Source organism: Azospirillum sp. VT-I1, from assembly GCF_055698305.1.
Window position 1 is genome coordinate 364,879 of the sequence record NZ_CP168800.1, and the last position, 22,441, is coordinate 387,319.

At 67.4% G+C, this 22,441-nt stretch carries 24 protein-coding genes; 21 read left to right on the forward strand and 3 right to left on the reverse strand.

All coding sequences use genetic code 11. The annotated features are described in order from the left end of the window. Window positions 1-48 precede the first annotated feature (48 nt). From AB8P05_RS01735 to AB8P05_RS01765, 7 genes are all read left to right on the forward strand, one after another. Window positions 49-1,458 carry a pyruvate dehydrogenase complex E1 component subunit beta gene (locus tag AB8P05_RS01735; RefSeq protein WP_472758554.1) on the forward strand — a complete coding sequence of 470 codons (1,410 nt, stop codon included), beginning with the start codon at window positions 49-51 and terminating at the stop codon, window positions 1,456-1,458. A gap of 16 nt (window positions 1,459-1,474) precedes the next feature. Then, the gene (locus AB8P05_RS01740) at window positions 1,475-2,809 is read left to right on the forward strand and encodes a pyruvate dehydrogenase complex dihydrolipoamide acetyltransferase (protein ID WP_472758555.1); all 1,335 of its coding nucleotides are present in this window, start codon (window positions 1,475-1,477) and stop codon (window positions 2,807-2,809) included. Window positions 2,810-2,828: 19 nt separating this feature from the next. Beyond that, complete coding sequence (locus AB8P05_RS01745; RefSeq protein ID WP_472758556.1) at window positions 2,829-3,131, forward strand: chorismate mutase; 303 nt, start codon at window positions 2,829-2,831, stop codon at window positions 3,129-3,131. Window positions 3,132-3,146: 15 nt separating this feature from the next. Beyond that, a complete protein-coding gene (gene lpdA / locus AB8P05_RS01750; protein ID WP_472758557.1) occupies window positions 3,147-4,544 on the forward strand; it encodes a dihydrolipoyl dehydrogenase in 1,398 nt (465 codons plus the stop codon). 43 nt (window positions 4,545-4,587) lie between these two features. Beyond that, on the forward strand, window positions 4,588-5,073 hold the full coding sequence (locus AB8P05_RS01755) for a DUF29 domain-containing protein (protein ID WP_472758558.1): 486 nt from the start codon (window positions 4,588-4,590) through the stop codon (window positions 5,071-5,073). Between the two features lie 62 nt (window positions 5,074-5,135). Further along, a complete protein-coding gene (gene lipA / locus AB8P05_RS01760) occupies window positions 5,136-6,092 on the forward strand; it encodes a lipoyl synthase (RefSeq protein ID WP_111066153.1) in 957 nt (318 codons plus the stop codon). A gap of 36 nt (window positions 6,093-6,128) precedes the next feature. Further along, complete coding sequence (locus AB8P05_RS01765) at window positions 6,129-6,584, forward strand: type II toxin-antitoxin system RatA family toxin (protein ID WP_472758559.1); 456 nt, start codon at window positions 6,129-6,131, stop codon at window positions 6,582-6,584. A gap of 30 nt (window positions 6,585-6,614) precedes the next feature. On the opposite strand, the gene AB8P05_RS01770 is transcribed toward AB8P05_RS01765, so the two are convergent. From AB8P05_RS01770 to AB8P05_RS01780, 3 genes are read right to left on the reverse strand one after another with little or no spacing between them, the layout of a single operon-like run. Beyond that, complete coding sequence (locus AB8P05_RS01770; protein ID WP_014247666.1) at window positions 6,615-6,803, reverse strand: 4-oxalocrotonate tautomerase; 189 nt, start codon at window positions 6,801-6,803, stop codon at window positions 6,615-6,617. Between the two features lie 42 nt (window positions 6,804-6,845). Next, window positions 6,846-7,349 (reverse strand): CinA family protein, encoded by a 504-nt coding sequence (locus tag AB8P05_RS01775; protein WP_472758560.1) that lies wholly within the window; start codon window positions 7,347-7,349, stop codon window positions 6,846-6,848. A gap of 37 nt (window positions 7,350-7,386) precedes the next feature. Further along, a complete protein-coding gene (locus AB8P05_RS01780) occupies window positions 7,387-8,559 on the reverse strand; it encodes a bifunctional 2-C-methyl-D-erythritol 4-phosphate cytidylyltransferase/2-C-methyl-D-erythritol 2,4-cyclodiphosphate synthase (protein WP_472758561.1) in 1,173 nt (390 codons plus the stop codon). Window positions 8,560-8,724: 165 nt separating this feature from the next. Between AB8P05_RS01780 and AB8P05_RS01785 the strand changes: the two genes are divergently transcribed. The 14 genes from AB8P05_RS01785 (at window position 8,725) to AB8P05_RS01850 (ending at window position 22,423) form a co-directional block, all read left to right on the forward strand. Further along, the gene (locus AB8P05_RS01785) at window positions 8,725-9,552 is read left to right on the forward strand and encodes a cytochrome C assembly family protein (RefSeq protein WP_455171599.1); all 828 of its coding nucleotides are present in this window, start codon (window positions 8,725-8,727) and stop codon (window positions 9,550-9,552) included. Between the two features lie 125 nt (window positions 9,553-9,677). Continuing rightward, window positions 9,678-10,664 carry a tRNA dihydrouridine synthase DusB gene (gene dusB, locus AB8P05_RS01790; RefSeq protein WP_472758562.1) on the forward strand — a complete coding sequence of 329 codons (987 nt, stop codon included), beginning with the start codon at window positions 9,678-9,680 and terminating at the stop codon, window positions 10,662-10,664. Continuing rightward, complete coding sequence (locus tag AB8P05_RS01795; protein WP_472758563.1) at window positions 10,664-11,878, forward strand: two-component system sensor histidine kinase NtrB; 1,215 nt, start codon at window positions 10,664-10,666, stop codon at window positions 11,876-11,878. The genes dusB and AB8P05_RS01795 overlap by 1 nt, the downstream gene beginning before the upstream one ends. Beyond that, window positions 11,878-13,323, forward strand: a complete 1,446-nt coding sequence (gene ntrC / locus AB8P05_RS01800) for a nitrogen regulation protein NR(I) (RefSeq protein ID WP_455171602.1) — start codon at window positions 11,878-11,880, stop codon at window positions 13,321-13,323. Before AB8P05_RS01795 ends, ntrC begins: the two co-directional genes overlap by 1 nt. A gap of 205 nt (window positions 13,324-13,528) precedes the next feature. After that, window positions 13,529-15,847 (forward strand): sensor histidine kinase NtrY-like, encoded by a 2,319-nt coding sequence (locus tag AB8P05_RS01805; RefSeq protein ID WP_472758564.1) that lies wholly within the window; start codon window positions 13,529-13,531, stop codon window positions 15,845-15,847. Beyond that, a complete protein-coding gene (gene ntrX / locus AB8P05_RS01810) occupies window positions 15,837-17,237 on the forward strand; it encodes a nitrogen assimilation response regulator NtrX (protein ID WP_455171604.1) in 1,401 nt (466 codons plus the stop codon). The genes AB8P05_RS01805 and ntrX overlap by 11 nt, the downstream gene beginning before the upstream one ends. Before the next feature lie 62 nt (window positions 17,238-17,299). Then, window positions 17,300-17,569 carry a type II toxin-antitoxin system Phd/YefM family antitoxin gene (locus AB8P05_RS01815; RefSeq protein WP_472758565.1) on the forward strand — a complete coding sequence of 90 codons (270 nt, stop codon included), beginning with the start codon at window positions 17,300-17,302 and terminating at the stop codon, window positions 17,567-17,569. Between the two features lie 7 nt (window positions 17,570-17,576). Further along, on the forward strand, window positions 17,577-17,984 hold the full coding sequence (locus AB8P05_RS01820) for a type II toxin-antitoxin system VapC family toxin (protein WP_472758566.1): 408 nt from the start codon (window positions 17,577-17,579) through the stop codon (window positions 17,982-17,984). Between the two features lie 39 nt (window positions 17,985-18,023). Then, window positions 18,024-18,752, forward strand: coding sequence for an HAD family hydrolase (locus tag AB8P05_RS01825; protein ID WP_472758567.1), 729 nt, complete (start codon window positions 18,024-18,026; stop codon window positions 18,750-18,752). A gap of 63 nt (window positions 18,753-18,815) precedes the next feature. After that, window positions 18,816-19,064: an RNA chaperone Hfq gene (gene hfq / locus AB8P05_RS01830; protein ID WP_012974114.1), complete on the forward strand. Its 249-nt coding sequence runs from the start codon at window positions 18,816-18,818 to the stop codon at window positions 19,062-19,064. A 52-nt stretch (window positions 19,065-19,116) separates the two neighbouring features. After that, the gene (gene hflX, locus AB8P05_RS01835) at window positions 19,117-20,385 is read left to right on the forward strand and encodes a GTPase HflX (protein ID WP_472759301.1); all 1,269 of its coding nucleotides are present in this window, start codon (window positions 19,117-19,119) and stop codon (window positions 20,383-20,385) included. Between the two features lie 198 nt (window positions 20,386-20,583). Then, window positions 20,584-20,889 carry a hypothetical protein gene (locus AB8P05_RS01840; protein WP_455171608.1) on the forward strand — a complete coding sequence of 102 codons (306 nt, stop codon included), beginning with the start codon at window positions 20,584-20,586 and terminating at the stop codon, window positions 20,887-20,889. A gap of 84 nt (window positions 20,890-20,973) precedes the next feature. Continuing rightward, entirely contained in the window at window positions 20,974-21,573 is a 600-nt protein-coding gene (locus AB8P05_RS01845; protein ID WP_472758568.1) for a hypothetical protein, read from the forward strand. A 37-nt stretch (window positions 21,574-21,610) separates the two neighbouring features. Next, a complete protein-coding gene (locus AB8P05_RS01850) occupies window positions 21,611-22,423 on the forward strand; it encodes an inositol monophosphatase family protein (protein WP_472758569.1) in 813 nt (270 codons plus the stop codon). Window positions 22,424-22,441 lie beyond the last annotated feature (18 nt).

Here is a 22,441-nt window from a genome sequence, read left to right on the forward strand (position 1 = left end):
GAAATGGGAGCGGCAACCGGGTTCCCCCGCGCCGCCGGAGGTTGAGGAATGCCGATCGAAGTGCTGATGCCGGCCCTGTCGCCCACCATGACCGAGGGCAAGCTGGCGAAATGGCTGAAGAAGGAAGGCGACGCGGTGAAGTCCGGCGACGTGCTCGCCGAGATCGAGACCGACAAGGCCACCATGGAAGTCGAAGCGGTCGATGAAGGCCGCGTCGGCAGGATCCTGGTGCCGGAAGGCACCGACAACGTCGCGGTGAACACCCCCATCGCCATGCTGCTGGAAGAGGGCGAGGACGAGAGCGCGCTGCGCGAGGGCGGCAACAAGCCGACCGTCGCCGGCCCGACCAACGCCGTCCCCGCTTCCGAAGAGACCAAGGCCGCCCCGTCGGCGGTGCAGGCTCCGGCACCGGCGCCCACCGTGCCGGCCGCCCCGGTGTCGGCCCCGGACTCCGACGAGGACAAGTTCTTCGCCAAGACGGTGAAGAAGACGGTCCGCGAGGCCCTGCGCGACGCGATGGCCGAGGAAATGCGCCGCGACGACAAGGTCTTCGTCATGGGCGAGGAGGTCGCGCAGTACCAGGGCGCCTACAAGGTGACCCAGGGCCTGCTGCAGGAGTTCGGCGAGCGTCGCGTCATCGACACGCCCATCACCGAGATCGGCTTCGCCGGTCTGGGCGTCGGCGCCTCCTTCAAGGGGCTGAAGCCGATCGTCGAGTTCATGACCTTCAACTTCGCCATGCAGGCGATCGACCACATCATCAACTCCGCCGCCAAGACGCTGTACATGTCCGGCGGCCAGATGGGCAGCCCGATCGTCTTCCGCGGCCCGAACGGCGCCGCCGCCCGCGTCGCCGCGCAGCACTCGCAGTGCTACGCCTCCTGGTACGCGCACTGCCCGGGCCTGAAGGTCGTCTCGCCCTGGTCGGCGGCCGACGCCAAGGGCCTGCTGAAGGCGGCGATCCGCGACCCGAACCCGGTCGTCTTCCTGGAGAACGAGATTCTCTACGGCCAGAGCTTCGAGGTGCCGGAGGACGAGGAGTTCGTCCTGCCGATCGGCAAGGCCAAGATCGAGCGCGCCGGCAAGGACGTGACGATCACCGCCTTCTCGATCATGGTCGGCCACGCCATGGCCGCCGCCGAGGAGCTGGCGAAGGAAGGCATCGACGCGGAGGTCATCAACCTGCGCACGATCCGTCCGCTGGACACCGCCACCATCGTCAACAGCGTCAAGAAGACCAACCGCCTCGTCTCCGTCGAGGAAGGCTGGCCCTTCGCCGGCATCGGTTCGGAAATGTGCGCGCTGATGATGGAGCAGGCGTTCGACTATCTCGATGCGCCGGTGGCCCGCGTGGCCGGCCTGGACGTGCCGATGCCCTACGCCGCCAACCTGGAAAAGATGGCGCTGCCGCAGGTCGCCGACATCGTCAAGGCCGCCAAGCAAGCCTGCTACCGCTGAGAGGAGGGCTGATAGGATGACCGTTCAGATTCTGATGCCCGCCCTCTCTCCCACGATGACCGAGGGCAACCTCGCCAAGTGGCTGAAGAAGGAAGGCGACACGGTGAAGTCCGGCGACGTGCTCGCCGAGATCGAGACCGACAAGGCCACCATGGAAGTCGAAGCGGTCGATGAAGGCCGCATCGGCAAGATCCTGGTCCCGGCCGGCAGCCAGGGCGTGGCGGTGAACACCCCCATCGCCATCCTGCTGGAAGAGGGCGAGGACGAGAGCGCGCTGGCTTCGGCCGGCTCATCTCCGGCGCCTGCCCCGACCGCTGCCGCCCCGGCTGCGGCTCCCGCTCCGGCGGCTGCCCCGGCCGCCGCGGCTCCGGCACCCGCCGCGGCTCCGGCCCCGGCGGCGTCCGGCGAGCGCGTGTTTGCCAGCCCGCTGGCCCGCCGCATCGCCGAACAGGCCGGCGTCGACCTGAAGACCGTCAAGGGTACCGGCCCGCACGGCCGCATCGTCAAGGCCGACGTGGAAGCCGCCAAGGCCGCCGGTCCGGCCAAGGCCGCTGCCGCTCCCGCCGCGGCTCCGGCTCCGGCCGCCGCCGCCCCGGCTCCCGCGGCGGCTCCGGCCCCGGCGAAGGCCGAGGGTGTCGATGCCAAGGCGCTGGCCGACAAGCTGGGCATGGCCTATACCGCCGTGCCGAACAGCGGCATGCGCAAGACCATCGCCAAGCGCCTGGGCGAGGTGAAGCGCACCGTCCCCGACTACTTCCTGACGGTGGACGTCGAGATCGACGCGCTGATGAAGGTCCGCGCCGAGCTGAACGGCCGGTCCGACGCGTATAAGCTGTCGGTGAACGACTTCATCATCCGCGCCGTGGCGCTGGCGCTGAAGAAGGTCCCGGCGCTAAACGCCGCCTGGACCGACGAGGCGATGCTGCAGTTCCAGCATGCCGACATCTCGGTCGCCGTCGCCACCCCGACCGGGCTGATCACCCCGATCGTCAAGAAGGCGGAGACCAAGGGTCTGGCCGATATCTCCAACGAGATGAAGACGCTGGCCAAGAAGGCGCGCGACAATGCGCTGAAGCCGGAAGAGTATCAGGGCGGCACCATCTCCATCTCCAACCTGGGCATGATGGGGATCAAGCAGTTCCAGGCGATCATCAACCCGCCGCAGGCCTGCATCCTGGCGGTCGGCGCCAGCGAGCAGCGCCCGGTGGTGAAGGACGGCGCTCTGGCCATCGCCACGGTGATGAGCCTGACCGGCACCTTCGACCACCGCGTGGCCGATGGCGCCGTCGGTGCGGAATTCCTTGGAGCGGTGAAGAAGCTGCTCGAGGATCCGCTCTCGATGCTGCTCTGACGGTTTGAGGACCGGATCCATGTCGAAAAGCCTTGCCCCGCTCCGCGCCGAAATCGACGCCATCGACGACCAGATCGTCGCGCTGCTGGGCAAGCGCCTGTCCGTCGTTCACCGCGTCGCAGCGGTGAAGATGGCGGAGGGGCTGCCGGCCGTCTTGCCCGACCGCGTCGAAGCGGTCAAGCGGCGGGCGGCCGAGGCGGGCAAGGCTTACGGCCTGGATCCGGACTTCATGGCCACCCTGTACCAGACGATCATCGACGAGGCGTGCCGGGTCGAGGAAGGCATCTTTGCCGCCGGCCGCGAGGATGCGCCTCGCTCCTGAATGGGGAGAACACCCTTGGCCGACATGAATTACGACGTCATCGTCATCGGCGGCGGGCCGGGCGGTTACGTGGCGGCGATCCGCGCCGCGCAGCTGGGCCTGCACACCGCAGTCATCGAGCGTGAGAACCTGGGCGGCATCTGCCTGAACTGGGGCTGCATCCCGACCAAGGCGCTGCTGCGCTCGGCCGAGGTCCTGCATCTCGCCAAGCATGCCGCCGACTACGGCCTGGTCATCCAGAACCCGTCCTTCGACCTGGACAAGGTCGTCGCCCGCTCGCGCAAGGTCGCGGGCCAGCTGAACGGCGGCGTCAAGCACCTGCTGAAGAAGAACAAGGTCGCGGTGATCGAAGGCTCCGCCAAGCTGCTCGGCAAGGGGCAGGTCGCGGTCACCAAGGGCGAGGCCCCGGTCGGTACCTTCGGCGCCAAGCACATCATCATCGCCACCGGTGCGCGCGCCCGCACGCTGCCGGGCCTGGAGGATGACGGCAAGCTGGTCTGGACCTACCGCAAGGCGATGACGCCCGACAGCATGCCGAAGTCGCTGCTGGTCATCGGGTCGGGCGCCATCGGCATCGAATTCGCCAGCTTCTACAACGCCTTGGGCGCGAAAGTTACAGTGGTCGAGGTGATGGACCGCATCCTTCCGGTGGAGGATGAGGAAATCTCCGCAATGGCCCGGAAAGCTTTTGAAAAGCAGGGCATGCGCATCATCACCGGCGCCAAGGCCGGCAACTTGCGCAAGGCCGCCGACAGCGTGACCGTGGCCGTCGAGGCCGGCGGCAAGACCGAGGACATCACGGTCGACCGCGTCATCGTGGCCGTCGGCATCAGCCCGAACACCGAGGGCCTCGGCCTGGAGAACACCAAGGTCAAGACCGACCGCGGCCACATCCAGACCAACCCGATGTGCGAGACGGACGAGCCGGGCGTGTACGCCATCGGCGACGTGACCGGCGCCCCTTGGCTCGCCCACAAGGCCAGCCACGAGGGCGTGATCGTGGCCGAGCACATCGCCGGCAAGCATCCGCATGCGCTGAACGTCCGCAACATCCCGGGCTGCACCTACTCGCACCCGCAGATCGCGTCGGTCGGCCTGACGGAGAAGAAGGCCAAGGAAGCCGGCTACGAGATCAAGGTCGGCCGTTTCCCCTTCGTCGGCAACGGCAAGGCCATCGCGCTCGGCGAGCCGGAAGGCCTGATCAAGACCATCTTCGACGCCAAGACCGGCGAGATGCTGGGCGCCCACATGATCGGCGCGGAAGTGACCGAGCTGATCCAGGGCTATGGCATCGCCAAATCGTCGGAGCTGACCGAGGCCGAGCTGATGCACACGGTGTTCCCGCACCCGACCCTTTCGGAAATGATGCATGAGTCGGTCCTTGATGCCTATGGCCGAGCGATCCACTTTTAACTAGGATTTTCCGAGGTGACGTTTTTCCCCTTTGGACGGAGCCATGGACCGCAGCAGCGCCGCCTATGACGAGGATTTCTACGCCTGGACCCAAGCCCAGGCGCAGGAGCTTCGCCGTGCCGGCGCCGAGCGGAACAATGCCCCGGTCGACTGGGAGAACGTCGCCGAGGAGATCGAGAGCATGGGCCGCAGCCAGAAGTCCGAGATCGACAGCCGGCTGACCGTGCTGTTCGTGCATTTGCTGAAATGGTTGTTCTGTCCGGACCTGCGCGAACGATGCGAGCGTGGCTGGCGACTGACCATTCGGGAGCAGCGGGAAAAGCTGATCGACGAGATCGCCGCGAGCCCCAGCCTGCGACCGTTCTGCGAATCCATCTGCGACAAGGTTTATCGTCGCGCCCGCCTGCGGGCCGCCGTCGAGGCGGATGTCCCCGACGGCCATTTCCCGGTCGAGCCGCCTTTCACGCTTGACCAGGCGCTCGATCCGGCCTATCCGGCCGAGCTGTTTCCGCCGGAATGGCGGGTTTGACACCCTCATCGCACCTATTGTCGGGGCCGGGGCATCGCGTCGGCCATCGGGAGCTTTAGACCATGACCCTCGTCGACCAGACCGAGAAGCTGCGCCACCCCGAGAAGGCCCATAAGCCCGACAACCCGATCCAGCGCAAACCGGCCTGGATCCGGGTCAAGGCGCCGATGAGCCAGGAATACAACGAGACCCGCCAACTGATGCGCGGGCTGAAGCTGAACACGGTCTGCGAAGAAGCCGCCTGCCCGAACATCGGGGAGTGCTGGAAGCACAAGCATGCCACCTTCATGATCCTGGGCTCCATCTGCACGCGCGGCTGCGCCTTCTGCAATGTCGAGACCGGGCGCCCGGACCTGCTGGACCCGCATGAGCCGGACAATGTGGCCGAGGCGGTCGGCAAGCTGAAGCTGAGCCATGTTGTCATCACCTCGGTCGACCGCGACGATCTGGCCGACGGCGGTGCGGAGCATTTCGCCCGCACCATCCGCGCCGTCCGCGCCGCGTCGCCCGAGACGACCATCGAGATCCTGACCCCCGACTTCCAGAAGAAGAAGGGTGCGGTCGAGGTGGTGGTGGAGGCCAAGCCCGACGTCTTCAACCACAATCTGGAGACGGTTCCGCGCCTCTACCCCAACATCCGTCCGGGTGCTCGCTATTTCGCCTCGCTGCAGCTGCTGGCGCGGGTGAAGGAGCTGGACCCGACGATCTTCACCAAGTCCGGCCTGATGGTCGGGCTGGGCGAGACGAAGGAGGAGATCGGGCAGGTGATGGACGACCTGCGCTCCGCCGATGTGGACTTTCTGACGATTGGGCAGTATCTCCAGCCCACGCCCAAGCATGCGGCGGTGGATCGCTTCGTGACTCCCGAGGAGTTCGACGGTTATTCCACTGTCGGCCGCGGCAAGGGCTTCCTGCTGGTGGCCTCGTCGCCGCTGACGCGCTCGTCCTATCATGCGGGCGCGGATTTCGAGAAGCTGCGCGAAGCCCGGCTGCGCAAGCTGGGGGTCGCCGCCGCCTGATGCAGGCGGCTCAATAAGAAAGGAAATGGTACGGGCATGCCCACGCACGCGGAAAAGAAGGTTCTTCCCTACACCCCCCGGCAGATGTACGACCTGGTCGCCGACGTGGAGAAGTATCCGGAGTTTCTGCCCTGGTGCCTGGCGGCCCGTATCCGCAAGCGCGAAGGCAACGTCATGTTCGCGGACCTGATCATCGGCTTCAAGATGGTCCGCGAACGCTTCACGTCGCGGGTGGAGCTGAACGAATCCGCTTGCCGCATCGATGTGCAGTACACCGACGGCCCGTTCCAGTACCTGAACAACCACTGGATCTTCAGCGAGCACAGCGGCGGCTGCTGCGTCGACTTCTTCGTCGATTTCGAGTTCCGCTCGAAGATGCTGCAGAAGATCATGGGCCTGCTGTTCAACGAGGCCGTGCGCCGCATGGTGCAGGCCTTCGAGACGCGGGCGGCGCAGCTGTACGGGCCGGGCAGGGCGACGCAACCGGCGTGACACCCTGCGGGCCTTATGGAAGCAGGCGGGTCAGGTCTTGTCCGACCACAGCTCCCCGCCGCTGGCCCAATCGCTCTTCTTCACGTCCTGGAAGATGATGTCCACCGCCGAGGGCGAGCAGCCGAGCACCTTCACGGTCGCTTCGGTCAGCGCCTTGGCGTATTCGCGCTTCTGCTCGACCGTGCGGCCTTCGAAAAGCTGGATGTTGATGGTCGGCATGGTGCCTTTTCCCCTTTGTGTGAAGAACTTACGGGTGTTTGTTCAGCGCAGGCTTCCGGTCGGGCGGGCCAACCGCAGCCGTTCCAGCGCCGCCTGGACGGTCGCCATGCGCACAGCGTCGCGGTCGCCGGGGAAGGTGTATTCCTTGGCCTTGGCCGCACCGCCGCGCACCGCGGTGGCGACATAGACGCGGCCGACCGGCTTGGTCTCTGTGGCACCGCCGGGGCCGGCGATCCCCGTCACCGCCACGGTCACATCGGCCCGCGACTTCGCCAGCGCGCCGACCGCCATCGCGACCGCCACTTCGGGGCTGACGGCGCCATGGGCATGCAGCAGGCTGGCCGGGACACCGAGCAGTTCGGTCTTGGCGATGTTGGTGTAGGTGACGAAGCCGCGGTCCACCACCTTGGAGGATCCGGCGATGTCGGTCAGCGCGCCGGCGATCAGCCCGCCGGTGCAGGATTCGGCGGTCGCGATCATGTAGCCGGCAAGGCCGTATTCGGCCAGTGTCTGGGCGGCAAGCTCGCGGATGGTCTCGGGAAACATGACGGCCTCTCCCGGTTGGTGGCGTCGGCCTGGGATCTTATCCGGGAAGCCGGACGGTCGCCACCGCCTGCGCGGCGATGCCCTCGCGCCGGCCGGCGAAGCCCAGCTGTTCGGTGGTGGTCGCCTTGACGCTGACCCGACCGACCTCGATGCCTAGAATTTCGGCAATCCGTTCCGCCATCGCGGCACGGTGGGGACCGACCTTCGGCCGCTCGCAGATGATGGTCACGTCGGCATGCGCGATGACGCCGCCGCGCTCCGCCACCAAATCGGCTGCATGGCGCAGGAACTTGGCACTGTCCGCCCCGCGCCAGCGCGGATCGGTCGGCGGAAAGTGGCTGCCGATATCGCCGGCGGCCAGCGCGCCGAGAATTGCGTCGGTCAGGGCGTGCAGCCCGACATCGGCGTCGGAATGCCCCTCCAGCCCGTGGCTGTGCGGCACGCGCAGGCCGCAGAGCGTCACGAAGTCGCCGTCGGTGAAGCGATGCACGTCGAAGCCGCTGCCGGTCCGCACATCCCACAGGCTGCTCATGATCGCGCGGCTGGCGCGGGTCAGGTCGTCGGGGGTGGTCACCTTGAAATTATCCTCCTTGGACGGCACCAGGGCGACGGCCAGCCCGGCGCGCTCGGCCACCGCGGCATCGTCGGTCAGCGACAGGCCGGCGGCGGCGCGGTGCGCCTCCAGGATGGCCGGGAAGCGGAATCCCTGCGGGGTCTGCGCTCGCCAGAGGCCGTCGCGGTCCACCGTCGCGCCGATGTTCCCGTCTTTGTCGCGCTTCAACGTGTCGGCCACCGGCACCGCGGCGATGGCGCCGGGCTTGTCGTCCAGCGCGGCGATGACCGCGCCGATGGTCGCTTCGTCGATCAGGGGGCGGGCGGCATCGTGGATCAGCACGAGGTCGGGGGCACCGTCGGCTGCCAGCGCCTCCAGCCCGTTGCGCACCGAGTCCTGCCGGCTGGTGCCGCCGGCCACGGGGTCGGGCAGGCCAAGCCCGGATACCGCCGCGTCATAGGCGTCGCGCCAGGCCGGGTCGATGACCACGCGCACGCCGGTGACTTGGGGATGGCTGAGGAAAGCCTCCACCGTCCGGCGCAGCACCGGCTTGCCCGCGAGGTCGAGATATTGCTTCGGCCGTTCGGCTCCGAACCGCTGGCCGGATCCGCCGGCAACGATCAGGGCGATGCAGGCGGGCGCGATGCAGGTGGGCATGAGGCAAACCGTAAGATATGATAGCCACTTGACGGAAACGTCGCGGAGCCTAGCCTGTCGCCGTGGTTCCGCCAAGTGCCGAGCCTGCCTGTTTCATCGCCGGACGGTTACCGGTGGACCGGCGGCGGCATGTCGGGGCGGAAAGACGGGAGTGCGTTCGGGTCCATGTCGCAGAACATCCTCTTGAGCCTGACGGCGCTGGTGACCCTGGTGCCGGCCGCCTTCTATCCTTACCGGCGCATAGCGGGGCAGGGGGCGGAGGGGCGCGGCTGGTCCTTCTGGGGTGCCCTGCTGCTCGCCGCCGCCGGACCCGGCATGTGGGCGATCCTGCAGGTCGCGGGACAGTGGCAGACCGGCTTTTCCACCGCGCTGTGGGTGACCACCGCCGCCTGCATGGCTCTGTTCATCGGGCTCAGCCTGTTCCACGGCACGGCCTGGAGGCTGTCGCCGCTGCTGCTGCCCTACCTGCTGGTCGTCTGCCTGTTCGCCACCCTGACGGAGGACGCACCGGCCCCGGTCATGCGCGGCAACGCTCCCGGCGTGTGGATCGACCTGCACATCGCGGTGTCGGTCTTCACCTATGCGCTGCTGACGCTCAGCGCCGTGGCCTCGCTGGCCGCGGTGCTGCAGACGCGGGCGCTGAAGACCAAGCGGCCGACCCCGCTCAGCCGCTTCCTGCCGCCGGTGGCGGAAAGCGAAAGGCTGCAGCTGCGCCTGCTGATCGCGTCGGAGGTGGTGCTGGGCGCCGGCCTCGCCACCGGCATGGCGGTTCTGTATTTCGAGCAGGGACGCCTGTTCCGCACCGACCACAAGAGCCTGCTGTCGCTGGCGACCTTCGTGGTGATCGGCCTGCTGCTGCTGGCGGAATACCGCACCGGCGTGCGCGGACGGACGGCGGCGCGGACGATGCTGATCGTCTATCTGCTGGCGACGCTCGCCTATCCCGGCGTCAAGTTCGTGTCGAACGTGCTGATCGGACAGTGGACCTGGTAAAGGGCGCCCGGCCGCGGCAGCTTGGGCACGGGCGGGCTTCGCCCTTGCACCGCGCCGGGCCTGCGTGATAACTTGCTTAAAATGTTGGCACTTTGTTGTTTTGCCCATCAATCGGGCAGGTGAGAATGACCATACAAATCGGACCCATCACGCTCGCCGGACCGGTGATCCTGGCGCCCATGTCGGGTGTCTCCGACCTGCCGTTCCGCCGTCTGGTGAAGCGCGCGGGCTGCGGCCTCGTGGTGTCGGAGATGATCGCCAGCCAGGCGATGATCCGCGAGAACCGCCAGACCCTGCGCATGGTGGAGACCGAGCCGGAGGAATTCCCGATGGCCGTCCAGCTCGCCGGCTGCGAGCCCGAGGTGATGGCCGAGGCGGCGAAGCTGAACGAGGACCGCGGCGCGGCGGTCGTCGACATCAATTTCGGGTGTCCGGTGAAGAAGGTGGTCAACGGCCATGCCGGCTCCTCCCTGATGCGGGACGAGGTGTTGGCGGGGCGTATCCTCGAGGCGGTGGTGAAGGCCGTCAGCATCCCGGTGACGCTGAAGATGCGGCTGGGCTGGGACGAGACCAACCGCAACGCCCCGAACCTCGCCCGCATCGCCGAGCAGTGCGGCATCCGGATGGTGACGGTCCATGGCCGCACCCGCATGCAGTTCTACACCGGTACCGCCGACTGGACCTATGTCCGCCATGTGAAGGAGGCGGTGTCGATCCCCGTCGTGGTCAACGGCGACATCACCAGCTTCGAGGCGGTGGACCGGGCGCTTGCCGAAAGCGGCGCCGACGGCGTGATGATCGGCCGCGGCAGCTACGGCCGCCCCTGGTTCCCGTCCCAGGTCATGCATTACCTCGCCACCGGCGAGAGGCTGCCCGACCCGCCGCTGCTCGATCAGATGGACACGCTGCTGGAGCATTTCGACAGCATGCTGAGCCATTACGGCAAGGACGGCGGCATCAAGGTCGCCCGCAAGCATGTGTCTTGGTATTCGACCGGCCTGCGCGACTCCAACGAGTTCCGGCAGGAGGTCAACCGGCTGGGCGATCCGGAGGCGGTGCGCGACCGCATCCGCGCCTTCTACGAACCGGCAATCGAAAGGATGGCCGCCTGATGGAACCCGTACCGATGACCGTCCCAGGCCAGCGTGGCCGCAACCGGTCGGGTGCCTCGCGGGCGCCGCGGCTGGACTCCCTGGTGGTGCTGAACAGCCTGCCCGATCCGGTGCTGGTGGTGGACGGCAACGGCGAGATCCGTTTCGTCAACCTGGAAGGGCAGGAGTTCTTCGACCTGTCCGCCAACGCCATGGAAGGCATGCCGCTGCCCGACCTGCTGCCGCCCGACAGCCCGGTGATGGGCCTGATCGAGCAGGTGCGCCGCGGCAGCCGCCGGGTGTCGCAGGACGGCGTCGTCATCGACACGCCCCGCATCGGGCCGCACCATGTGACGGTGCAGGTGGCGGCCATGGGCGATCCGCCGGACCATGTGGTGCTGACCATCCATGAACGGTCGCTGGCCCGCAAGATCGACCATTCGCTGACCCACCGCCATGCCGCGCGTTCCGTCACCGCCATGGCGGCGATGCTGGCGCATGAGGTGAAGAACCCGCTGTCGGGCATCCGGGGTGCGGCCCAGCTGCTGGAGGAGAATGCCGGCGACCAGGACCGCGTGCTGACCCGCCTGATCTGCGACGAGGCCGACCGCATCGTGGCGCTGGTCAACCGGATGGAGGTGTTCTCCGACGAACGGCCGCTGGAACGGGCCGCGGTGAACATCCACACCGTGCTGGAGCATGTGCGCAAGGTCGCCCAGAGCGGGTTTGCCCGAAAAATACGCTTTGTCGAGCGTTACGACCCGTCGCTGCCTCCTGTTTACGGCAATCGCGACCAACTTGTGCAGGTTTTCCTGAACCTGATTAAAAATGCGGCAGAGGCTGCCCCTGAATCGGGCGGCGAGATCACGCTGACCACCTCCTACCAGCATGGTGTGCGCATGGCCCTGCCGGGCGGCGACACGCGCCGGCATCTGCCGCTGCTGGTGACGGTTCAGGATAATGGCGACGGCATTCCGGAAGATCTGCAGTCGAACCTGTTCGATCCCTTCGTGACCAGCAAGGTGAACGGCACTGGCCTTGGTCTTGCATTGGTGGCGAAACTCATAGGCGACCATGGCGGAACCATCGAGTTCGACAGCCAGCCTCGCCGGACAGTCTTCAAGGTGTCGCTGCCGATGTACGATGATTCGAAACACGAAGACTCGAAGCTTACCGGGAATTCGAGGATTTCTGACGCTGGCTCGCAGTCCAAGGGCGGCCGGGGGACTCGTTGATGGGCGCGGCGACCATTCTCGTCGCGGATGACGACCGCGCCATCCGCACCGTCCTGACGCAGGCGCTCGCCCGGCTGGGGCACGAGGTGCGCACCACCGGCAACGCCGCGACCCTGTGGCGCTGGGTGGCGGACGGGCAGGGGGATCTGGTCATCACCGACGTGGTGATGCCGGATGAGAACGGCCTGGACCTGATCCCGCGCATCAAGAAGCTGCGGCCGGAAATGCGCGTCATCGTGATGAGCGCGCAGAACACGCTGATCACCGCGGTGAAGGCGGCGGAGCGCGGGGCCTTCGAATATCTGCCCAAGCCCTTCGACCTGAAGGAACTGGTGTCGGTCGTCGAGCGCGCGCTGAACGCCAACAACGCGCCCGCCGCCATGCCCGGCGGCGACCAGGAGAGCGAGGAGCAGCTTCCCCTGATCGGCCGGTCGCCGGCGATGCAGGAAATCTACCGGGTGCTGGCGCGCCTGATGGGCACCGACCTGACGGTTATGATCACCGGCGAGTCCGGCACCGGCAAGGAGCTGGTGGCCCGCGCCCTGCACGATTACGGCAAGCGGCGCAACGGCGCCTTCGTCGCCATCAACATGGCCGCCATCCCGCGCGAGCTGATCGAGTCCGAACTGTTCGGCCACGAGAAGGGGGCCTTCACCGGCGCCACCAACCGGTCAACCGGCCGGTTCGAACAGGCGCAGGGCGGCACCCTGTTCCTGGACGAGATCGGCGACATGCCGCTGGAGGCGCAGACCCGCCTGCTGCGCGTTCTGCAGGAGGGTGAATACACCACGGTCGGCGGGCGCACCGCGATCAAGACCGACGTGCGCATCATCGCGGCGACCCACCGCGACCTGCGCACCCTGATCCGCCAGGGCCTGTTCCGCGAGGACCTGTTCTACCGCCTGTGCGTGGTGCCGATCCGCCTGCCGCCGCTGCGCGAGCGGACGGAGGACATTCCGCTGCTGGTCCGCCATTTCCTGAATCTCGGCATCAGCCAGGGGCTTCCGGCCAAGAGCATCGACCAGGCGGCGATGGACCGGCTGAAGCGCTATCGCTGGCCCGGCAACGTCCGCGAGCTGGAAAACCTCGTCCGCCGTCTGGCCGCCCTCTATTCGCAGGAGGTCATCGGGCTGGACGTGGTCGAGGCCGAACTGGCCGACGCCACCCCGGCCGCCCAGCCGGTGGAGGAGCCGCAGAGCGAGGGGCTGTCGTCCGCCGTCGAACGCCATCTGAAGGACTATTTCGCGGCACACAAGGACGGCATGCCGTCCAACGGCCTGTATGACCGGGTGCTGCGTGAGATTGAACGGCCGCTGATCTCGCTGAGCCTGTCGGCGACCCGCGGCAACCAGATCAAGGCCGCCCAGCTGCTGGGGCTGAACCGCAACACCCTGCGCAAGAAGATCCGCGATCTGGACATTCAGGTGATGCGCGGGATCAAGTAGCGGTTCCGCCACGCGACCGCAACCGGTCCGTGCCAAAATTGTGACACAGGCTTGGCACGGACGGATGCGCGCTTCGGGGCTGTCATCCGTCCGCCCAGCCCATGCCGGGCGGCATATCGAGGCCCTGTCCGAAAGACAGAGCCATTGCAGCTTGGCAGGGCCGCAACAGAGGTGTATCTTTCCGGCAACAGATTAGCGCCGGAACATGCCCCTGACTTCCGACATTCCTGCGGCCGGCCAGATGCCGGTTTGGCAGAAATTCCTCCAATGGTCCCGCCGGGTCGGCCTGGGCAAGCGGCTGGCCTTTGCCCTGTCGCTGGCGGCGCTGGCCGCGGGCTTCGCCACCTATGCGGCGATGACCGAAAGCGCGCCCTTCGGTCAGGCCAATCCGCGCACGGTCACGCTTCTGCTGACGCTCGACCTCGCGATCCTGCTGACGCTGGGCGTGCTGATCGCGCGGCGGATCGTGGCGATCATGATCGGGCGGCGGCGGGGACTGGCGGGGTCGCGGCTGCACACCCGGCTGGTGCTGGTGTTCAGCGTACTGGCGGTGGCGCCCGCCATCATCATGACGGTCTTCTCGACCCTGTTCTTCTATGCCGGGGTGCAGAGCTGGTTCAGCGACCGCGTCCGCACGGCGGTGAACGAATCCCTGGTGGTCGCCAGCGCCTATCTGCACGAGCACCAGCAGAACATCCGCGCCGACGCGCTGGCCATGGCCAACGACCTGTCGCAGGAGGCCCGCTTCTCCAGCGACCCGCAGCGGTTCGAGCAGGTCGTCGCCACCCAGGCGATGCTGCGCGCCCTGTCTGAGGCCATCGTCTTCAACGGCACCACCGGCGCCATCGTCGCCCGCGTCGGTTACACCTTCACCCTGGAATTCGAACCGATCCCGGAAGAGAAGCTGCAGCAGGCCCGCAATGGCGAGGTCGCGCTGATCGTCAAGGAGTCCGACGACCGCGTGCGCGCGCTGGTCAGCCTGGACCGGATGTCCGACACCTTCCTCTATGTCGGCCGCATGGTGGAGCCGCGGGTGCTGCAGCACATGGCGGCGGCCGAGGGGGCGGTGAAGGAGTACAGCGCGCTGGAAAGCCAGCGCGGCAGCCTGCAGGTCACCTTCACCCTGATCTTCCTGATGGTGGCGATGCTGCTGCTGCTGGCGGCGGTGTGGGCCGGCCTGAACTTCGCCACCCGGCTGGTCCGCCCGATCAGCGCGCTGATCGGCGCCGCCGAGCGGGTGCGCGCCGGCGACCTGACCGTCCGCGTGTCGGAGCCGCCGGGAGAGGACGAGTTCGTCCTGCTGTCGCGCGCCTTCAACCGCATGACGACCGAGATCGAGGGCCAGCGGCGGGAGCTGCTGTCGACCAACCGCTTGCTGGACGAACGCCGCCGCTTCACCGAAACGGTGCTGTCCGGCGTGTCGGCCGGCGTGCTGGGGCTGGATGCCGACGGCGTCATCAACCTGCCGAACCTGTCCGCCGCCCGCCTGCTGGGCGAGGACGATCCGGAACGGCTGGTCGGCATGCCGCTGGTCGAACTGCTGCCGGACATGGGCGACCTGCTGGAGAATGCGCCGAGGAAGCCCGGACGCGTCGTGCAGGACCAGATCCAGATCCGCCGCCCCGGCAAGCCGACGCTGACCCTTCTGGTCCGCATCGCGGCGGAGGTGCGGGACAGCAACGTGCGCGGCTATGTCGTCACCTTCGACGACATCACCGAACTGGTGTCGGCGCAGCGCAAGGCGGCCTGGGCCGACGTGGCGCGCCGCATCGCGCATGAGATCAAGAACCCGCTGACGCCGATCCAGCTGTCGGCCGAACGGCTGCGCCGCAAGTACCTGAAGGAGATCTCCAGCGATACGGAGGTCTTCACCATGTGCACCGACACCATCGTGCGGCAGGTGGACGACATCCGCCGCATGGTGGACGAATTCTCCGCCTTCGCGCGCATGCCGCAGCCGGTGATGAAGCCGGTCAACATCAACGATCTGGTCCGGCAGGCGGTGTTCCTGCAATCCAGCGCGCACACCGGCAAGATCCGCTTCGACACGCGGCTGCCGGCGGGACCGCTGACGGTGGCCTGCGACAGCCGCCAGATCTCGCAGGCGCTGACCAACCTGCTGCAGAACGCCGCCGACGCCATCGAAGGACGCACGCCGCCCGCCGACGGGTCGGAGCTGCCGCCCGGCGAGGTGTCGATCGCGGTGGCGGATGACGGCGAGAAGGTCGTCGTCACCGTCGAGGACAACGGCAAGGGCCTGCCCGGCGGCGAGCAGCGCGACCGGCTGACCGAACCCTATGTGACGACGCGGGCCAAGGGCACCGGGCTGGGGCTCGCCATCGTCAAGAAGATCATGGAGGACCACGGCGGCGTGCTGACCCTGGAGGACCGCGAAGGCGGGACCGGGGCGCGCGTGACCCTGGTCGTTCCACACCCGGTTGCGGCCGCGAACGACGCGGGTGGCCGTGACGACAGGCCGGCGGAGACCGGCGGAGAGATGAGGCACGAAGCCCATGGCGCATGACATTCTGATCGTCGACGACGAAGCTGATATCCGGATGCTGATCGCCGGCATCCTGAACGACGAAGGCATCAAGACCCGCGAGGCCGCCGACGCCGATCAGGCCTTCGCCCAGGTGGCGGCGCGCCGGCCTAGCCTCGTCGTGCTCGACATCTGGCTGCAGGGCAGCAGGCTGGACGGCCTGCAGATCCTCGAACAACTGATGCGCGACCATGCGAATTTGCCGGTCATCATGATCTCCGGCCACGGCAACATCGAAACCGCGGTGCAGGCGATCAAGGTCGGCGCCTACGACTTCATCGAGAAGCCGTTCAAGGCCGACCGCCTGCTACTGATGGTGGAACGCGCCATCGAGGCGGCGCGGCTGAAGCGCGAGAACCAGGAACTGAAGCTGCGCGCCGGCGGCGACGCCGAGCTGATCGGCCGGTCGTCCGCGGTCAACCAGGTGCGCCAGTCGATCGACAAGGTGGCGCCCACCGGCAGCCGCGTCCTGATTTCCGGCCCGCCCGGCGCCGGCAAGGAGGTGGTCGCCCGCCTGATCCATGCCCGGTCGCGCCGCGCCGGCGGCCCCTTTGTCGGGCTGAACTGCGCCACCATGCGGCCGGAACGGCTGGAGATGGAGCTGTTCGGCACCGAAGCCGGCGTCGACGGTCCCGGCCGCAAGATCGGCACCTTCGAGCAGGCTCACGGCGGCACGCTGCTGCTGGACGAGGTCGCCGACATGCCGCTGGAAACCCAGGGCAAGATCGTGCGCGCCCTGCAGGAGCAGGTGTTCGAGCGTGTTGGCGGCGGCCAGCGGGTCGAGGTGGATGTGCGCGTCATCGCCACCTCCAACCGCGACCTGCAGGCGGAGATCGAGCAGGGCCGCTTCCGCCAGGACCTGTTCTACCGCCTGTCGGTGGTGCCGATCCGCGTGCCGTCGTTGGCCGAACGGCGGGAAGACATCCCGGTTCTGGCCCGCCACTTCATGCAGCGCTCGGCCGAGGCGTCCGGCCTGCCGATCCGCGAATTCGGCGAGGACGCGATGGCGGCGCTTCAGGCCTATGACTGGCCGGGCAACGTGCGCCAGCTGCGCAACGTGGTGGACTGGCTGCTGATCATGGCCCACGGCGACCCGAAGGAGCCGATCCGCGCCGACACCCTGCCGCCGGAGATCGGCGCCATCACGCCCACGGTCCTGAAATGGGACAAGGGCGGTGAGATCATGGGCCTGCCGCTGCGCGAGGCGCGCGAGGTGTTCGAGCGCGAGTATCTGCTGGCCCAGGTCACCCGCTTCGGCGGCAACATCTCCCGCACCGCCTCCTTCGTCGGCATGGAACGCTCCGCCCTTCACCGCAAGCTGAAGTCGCTGGGCGTCCATGGCAGCGAGAAGGGGAAGATGTTCATCGAGTGAGGTCACTTGTATCGGAACGCCAAAATGGTCATATTGATTTGACCATTTTGGCGGAGGTTGCCGTGGGTTTGCCGGTGGTGACAGTCAGCGTGACCGAGTTCAAGGCGAAATGCCTGTCGCTGTTCGACGATCTGGAGGATCACCGCGTCGCCAAGATCGTGGTGACGCGGCACGGTCGTCCTGTGGCCGAATTGAACCCTCCGGACAGGACATTGTCGCCACTGTTCGGCGCCCATCCTGGTTCCGTCGAGGTGGTCGGCGACTATGACCTGACCCAGCCAACCTTCGACGACGACACCTTCGACGCCGAAAGCGGGATCCTTCACCGGTGACCGCCGAATGATCCTTCTCGACACCCACGCGATCCTATGGCTCGACGCTGGGATCGAGCTTTCTGCCGATGCACGAGAACGCATAGAGCAGGAAAGGTCGACCGGCGGACTCCTGATCTCGACGGTCTCGGCCTGGGAAATCGGAACTCTGGTGCGCAAGGGCCGGATTCGTCTGGATCTCGAGCCATTGGCCTGGATGCAGCGGTTCCTGGCATCTGCCGGGCTGCGCTGCCTGCCTCTATCGCTCGAAGCGGCGCTGGGGGCATCGAGCCTGCCGGAACCGCTCCATAACGATCCGGCCGACCGCATGCTGATCGCCACCGCCCGCGAACTCGGGGTTCCTCTAATGACCCGGGACAGGCTGCTCCACGAGTATGCAGCCACATCCGGGACCATTCGGGTGCATGCCTGCTGATCCAGGTCCGCCCCCACCGACTTTGACCGGAGCATCCCCTTGTCCGCCCCAATCACCCTGCCGCGTGCCGTCATCTATGACTGGGACAACACCCTGGTCAGCAACTGGGACACGGTGCGTGAGGCGCTGAACCACGCGCTGGTGTCCTTCGACCTCGCCCCCTGGAGCGCGGAGGAGGCGCGGGAGCGGATCAAGGCGTCGCTGCGCGACAGCTTTCCCCGCATCTTCGGCGAGCGCTGGACCGATGCGCGCGATCTCTTCTACGGCTATTTCGCCGCCCACCACCTGGACGGGCTGAAGCCGCTGCCGGGTGCGGAAACGCTGCTGGCCCATTTCCACGAACGCGGCGTCTATCAGGCGGTGGTGTCCAACAAGAACGGCAAGTTCCTGCGGGCGGAGGCCGAGGCGCTGGGCTGGACCCGTTATTTCGGCAAGCTGGTCGGCGCCCAGGACGCGGAGTTCGACAAGCCGCACCTTGCCCCGGTGCGGATGGCGCTTGAGCCGGCGGGGATCGAACCGGGGCCCGACGTCTGGTTTCTCGGCGATGCCGACATCGACATGGAATGCGCCCATGGCGCCGGTCTCGTTCCGGTGCTAATAGGGCTTGGCGAGGGGAGCGGCTTCGACCGTTTTCCTCCCGCACATCGCCACACCGACTGTACGGCGCTGCAGAGCGTCCTGTGTGGCTTGGTGGATGGCAATGGTGATACCATATCCCTCCAAACGGCTGTCGAGACGGTACCTGCGCGCACCAATCCTACACCGTGAAACGGGGAGCGGACCGCCTTTAGACAAGGGGTCCCAAGAACATTGAAGAAGGGGGCATGAAAAATGTCTGAAAAAAGCCAGAACGTGCAGGATGTGTTTCTGAACCACGTCCGTAAGAACAAGACTCCCGTAACCGTCTTTCTCGTGAACGGCGTGAAACTCCAGGGCATCATTACTTGGTTCGACAACTTCTCGGTACTTCTGCGGCGCGACGCGCATTCCCAGCTCGTTTACAAGCACGCAATCTCGACGGTCATGCCGGCCCATCCCATTCAACTTTTCGAGCCGCCCAAGGAAGGTGAAAGCGTCTGATCCCTTGACCAATGGCAACGGCGCGGCCCCGGAAGGCGCCGCGCGGGCCATCGTGGTCCACCCCGTCCTCCGCAACGAGGCGGACGGGGACATGCGCCCTCCCGAATCCCGGCTTGAGGAGGCGATCGGTCTTGCCCAGGCGATTCAGCTGGATGTGATCCATGCCGAATGCGCCAAGGTGAACCGGCCGCAGCCATCGACCCTGCTCGGCTCCGGCACGGTGGAGCATCTGGCGCAGGTCGTCGAGGAGAACGAGGCGACGCTGGTCATCCTCGACCATGCCCTGTCGCCGGTGCAGCAGCGCAACCTCGAACGGGCATTGAAGGCCAAGGTCATCGACCGCACCGGCCTGATCCTGGAGATCTTCGGCGCCCGCGCGCGGACGCGCGAAGGCATGCTGCAGGTCGAGCTGGCGTCCCTGACTTACCAGAAGTCCCGTCTGGTGCGGTCCTGGACCCACCTTGAACGGCAGCGCGGCGGCTTCGGCTTCCTCGGCGGCCCCGGCGAATCGCAGCTCGAACTCGACCGCCGCCTGATCGGCGACCGGATCATCAAGATCAAGAAGGAGTTGGAGGAGGTGCGGCGCACCCGCGGCCTGCACCGCAAGGCGCGCGCCAAGGTGCCCTATCCGGTGGTGGCGCTGGTCGGCTACACCAACGCCGGCAAATCCACGCTGTTCAACCGGCTGGCGAATGCCGACGTCTTCGCCCAGAACCTGCTGTTCGCGACGCTCGACCCGACCATGCGGCAGGTGACGCTGCCGTCGGGCCGCAAGGTGATCCTGTCGGACACGGTCGGCTTCATCTCCGACCTGCCGCACGGCCTCGTCGCCGCCTTCCGCGCCACGCTGGAGGAGGTGGACGCCGCCGACATCATCCTGCATGTCCGCGACATCGCCCACATCGACAGCGACGCCCAGAAGGCCGACGTCCATGAGGTGCTGTCCGACATGGGCATCGATCCGGAAACGGACGACCGGGTGATCGAGGTGCTGAACAAGATCGACGCGCTGGACGGCGAACGCCGCGCGGCGATCCTTGCCCAGACCGGCCGCAACCCGCGTGCGGTGGCGGTGTCCGCCCTGTCCGGCGAGGGGATCGACGATCTCGACCGCCTGCTCGACCAGCGGATGAACGTCAACCGGCAGGTGGTCGATCTGTCGGTGGAGTTGGGCGACGGTGCGGCACTCGCCTGGCTCTACGCCAAGGGCGAGGTGCTGGAACGCCGCGACGACGAGGAGCGGGCGCATCTGCACGTCTCCCTCGACCCGGCCGACCTCGCACGGTTCGAGAAGCGGTTCCAGCCGCAGTCCCAGGCCTGACCGTACTCGGAGGACGGCGCGGCCGGGGACAACCTGTGGCTGCGCCATACCTCACTGGCCAAACGGAATGGGTGCAACAGTGGGCTATGACCTGTTGCACCCCACTCCGGTCTTAAGACGAATGCGGCGTGGTGATTTCCCCGTTGGGGTCCGATTATGGGAACGGAGCACTCCGCTCCCCCAGGAGGAGGACTGCCAATGCGGTTGCAAACCGACCCGTCGTGTTTTTCGATCACGGCTTTCCTCGCCGATCAGGTTGCCTTGGTGGCCCGTGAGGAGAAGTTGCCGCCGGGTGCGGCGCTGCTGCGTCTGCAGGAGCTGTCGCGCACCCCGGAAGGACGCGCCAAGCTGATCCATCTGATCGACGCTGCCGCCCAGCGGGAGCCGAATGCCGACGAAGCCGCGAAGATCGCCGCGATCTGCCGCGAGCTTTCGGCCTGGGGCTATGGCGAGGGGCGGCGGTCCGCCGGCTTCGCCGAAGGAAACCACCGCGCTGCCGCATGACGGTGATTTGACACACGCTTGATGGATGACGGCGCCGGTGATGGCAGGCCATAATGGGCCGTTCGCCATCGCCGCGGTTCCGTCGTGCTCCGTTCCCCCTCCCGTTCCGTCCTGACCGGTGCCGGTCGCCTGCTGCCGGCCCTGCCGGTGCTGGTGGCGCTGGCCCTGCCGTCGGTCGCGGCGTCCTTGCGGCCGGGAACGCCCCTTGCGCCCGGTTTTGTCGAGGAACCGGACGTGCCGCCGGAAGACCCGCTTCCACCCCCGCCGCAGCCCCTTCCGGTGGCCCCCGACGAACCGCTTTTCGTCGCGCCGGACGCCGTCGAATTGCTGAAGGAATGCAAGCAGCCGGCCTTCACCGACTGTTTCCGCCTTTGGCAGCCGCCCCCTCCGCCACCGGAGCCCGAGAAGGACACGGCCGGCCCCCCGCCCCCTCCGCCCCCGCCGCCGCGGATCGATCCCAATGCGCCGCGCCAGCCGGCGCAGGGCGGCCCGGTGCCGCCGCCTCCGCCCGATCAGGCCAAGGAGGCCGCGGCGGCCGCCGCGGACCGCGCCACGCTCGACGCCTTGTCGAAAGCGCTGAAGGACAGCGGTCTGGACGGCAAGGTCCTGCTGACCAATCCCAACGGCGGCGATCCGACATTGAAGCTGGACAGCCAACCGGGCAAGCCGGCGGCGAAGCCATGACGGTCCATCACCCCGAATCCAGTGAGAGCGCCCAACCATGACGGGTTTCCCGATCCCCGACATCGACCGCGTGTCCGACCTGATCCGCTCCGTCGCCCGGACGGAGATCATGCCCTATTTTCAAAAGCTTGACGCCGCCGGCATCCGGCAGAAGACCGGGCCGACCGACCTCGTCACCCTGGCGGACGAGGCGGCGGAACGGGCGCTGACCCCGGCGCTGTCGGCTCTGCTCCCCGGCAGCCGGGTGATCGGCGAGGAGGCGGCGTCGGAGGACGAGCGCGTGCTCGACCGCATCCACGGCGACGATCCGGTCTGGATCATCGATCCGGTGGACGGCACCATCAACTTCGCCCAGGGCCGGCCGATGTTCGCGGTGATCGTGGCGCTCGCCTGCAAGGGCGAGACGGTCGCCGGCTGGATCCACGACCCGGTGGATGGGCGGATGGCGACGGCGGTGAAGGGGCAGGGGGCATGGCTCGACGGGCGCCGTGTCCATGTCGCGCCGGCGGTGCCGCTGCCGCAGATGGTCGGCGCGCTGTCCACCCGCTTCTGCGCTGAAGAGATGAGCCGGCAGCTGGAGGAACGAAGTGCCGGCCTCGGCGAGCGTGCCTGCCTGTCGAGCGCCGCGCAGGAGTATCTGCGGCTGCTGGAGGGACGGGCGCATTACTCGCTCTATCACCGGCTGATGCCGTGGGACCATGCGGCGGGCGTGCTGCTGCATGCGGAGGCCGGCGGCTATTCGGCGCTGATCGACGGCACGCCCTATCGGCCCGGGCTGCTGCGGGGCAGCATCCTGCTGGCGCCCGACCGGGACAGCTGGCAGGCGCTGCACGGGCAGCTGTTCGGGTGAATGGTGGGTGGGGGAGCG

Excerpts from the sequence above, each read along its gene's own strand:
- ntrX (WP_455171604.1), top strand. The coding sequence starts at position 15,837 with ATGGCGCATGACATTCTGATCGTCGACGACGAAGCTGATATCCGGATG.
- AB8P05_RS01785 (WP_455171599.1), top strand. The coding sequence starts at position 8,725 with ATGTCGCAGAACATCCTCTTGAGCCTGACGGCGCTGGTGACCCTGGTG.
- AB8P05_RS01775 (WP_472758560.1), bottom strand. The coding sequence starts at position 7,349 with ATGTTTCCCGAGACCATCCGCGAGCTTGCCGCCCAGACACTGGCCGAA.
- AB8P05_RS01850 (WP_472758569.1), top strand. The coding sequence starts at position 21,611 with ATGACGGGTTTCCCGATCCCCGACATCGACCGCGTGTCCGACCTGATC.
- AB8P05_RS01770 (WP_014247666.1), bottom strand. The coding sequence starts at position 6,803 with ATGCCGACCATCAACATCCAGCTTTTCGAAGGCCGCACGGTCGAGCAG.
- AB8P05_RS01840 (WP_455171608.1), top strand. The coding sequence starts at position 20,584 with ATGCGGTTGCAAACCGACCCGTCGTGTTTTTCGATCACGGCTTTCCTC.
- AB8P05_RS01740 (WP_472758555.1), top strand. The coding sequence starts at position 1,475 with ATGACCGTTCAGATTCTGATGCCCGCCCTCTCTCCCACGATGACCGAG.
- AB8P05_RS01805 (WP_472758564.1), top strand. The coding sequence starts at position 13,529 with ATGCCCCTGACTTCCGACATTCCTGCGGCCGGCCAGATGCCGGTTTGG.
- AB8P05_RS01735 (WP_472758554.1), top strand. The coding sequence starts at position 49 with ATGCCGATCGAAGTGCTGATGCCGGCCCTGTCGCCCACCATGACCGAG.
- AB8P05_RS01795 (WP_472758563.1), top strand. The coding sequence starts at position 10,664 with ATGGAACCCGTACCGATGACCGTCCCAGGCCAGCGTGGCCGCAACCGG.
- AB8P05_RS01780 (WP_472758561.1), bottom strand. The coding sequence starts at position 8,559 with ATGCCCACCTGCATCGCGCCCGCCTGCATCGCCCTGATCGTTGCCGGC.
- AB8P05_RS01820 (WP_472758566.1), top strand. The coding sequence starts at position 17,577 with ATGATCCTTCTCGACACCCACGCGATCCTATGGCTCGACGCTGGGATC.
- hfq (WP_012974114.1), top strand. The coding sequence starts at position 18,816 with ATGTCTGAAAAAAGCCAGAACGTGCAGGATGTGTTTCTGAACCACGTC.
- AB8P05_RS01745 (WP_472758556.1), top strand. The coding sequence starts at position 2,829 with ATGTCGAAAAGCCTTGCCCCGCTCCGCGCCGAAATCGACGCCATCGAC.
- AB8P05_RS01765 (WP_472758559.1), top strand. The coding sequence starts at position 6,129 with ATGCCCACGCACGCGGAAAAGAAGGTTCTTCCCTACACCCCCCGGCAG.
- lipA (WP_111066153.1), top strand. The coding sequence starts at position 5,136 with ATGACCCTCGTCGACCAGACCGAGAAGCTGCGCCACCCCGAGAAGGCC.
- AB8P05_RS01755 (WP_472758558.1), top strand. The coding sequence starts at position 4,588 with ATGGACCGCAGCAGCGCCGCCTATGACGAGGATTTCTACGCCTGGACC.
- ntrC (WP_455171602.1), top strand. The coding sequence starts at position 11,878 with ATGGGCGCGGCGACCATTCTCGTCGCGGATGACGACCGCGCCATCCGC.
- dusB (WP_472758562.1), top strand. The coding sequence starts at position 9,678 with ATGACCATACAAATCGGACCCATCACGCTCGCCGGACCGGTGATCCTG.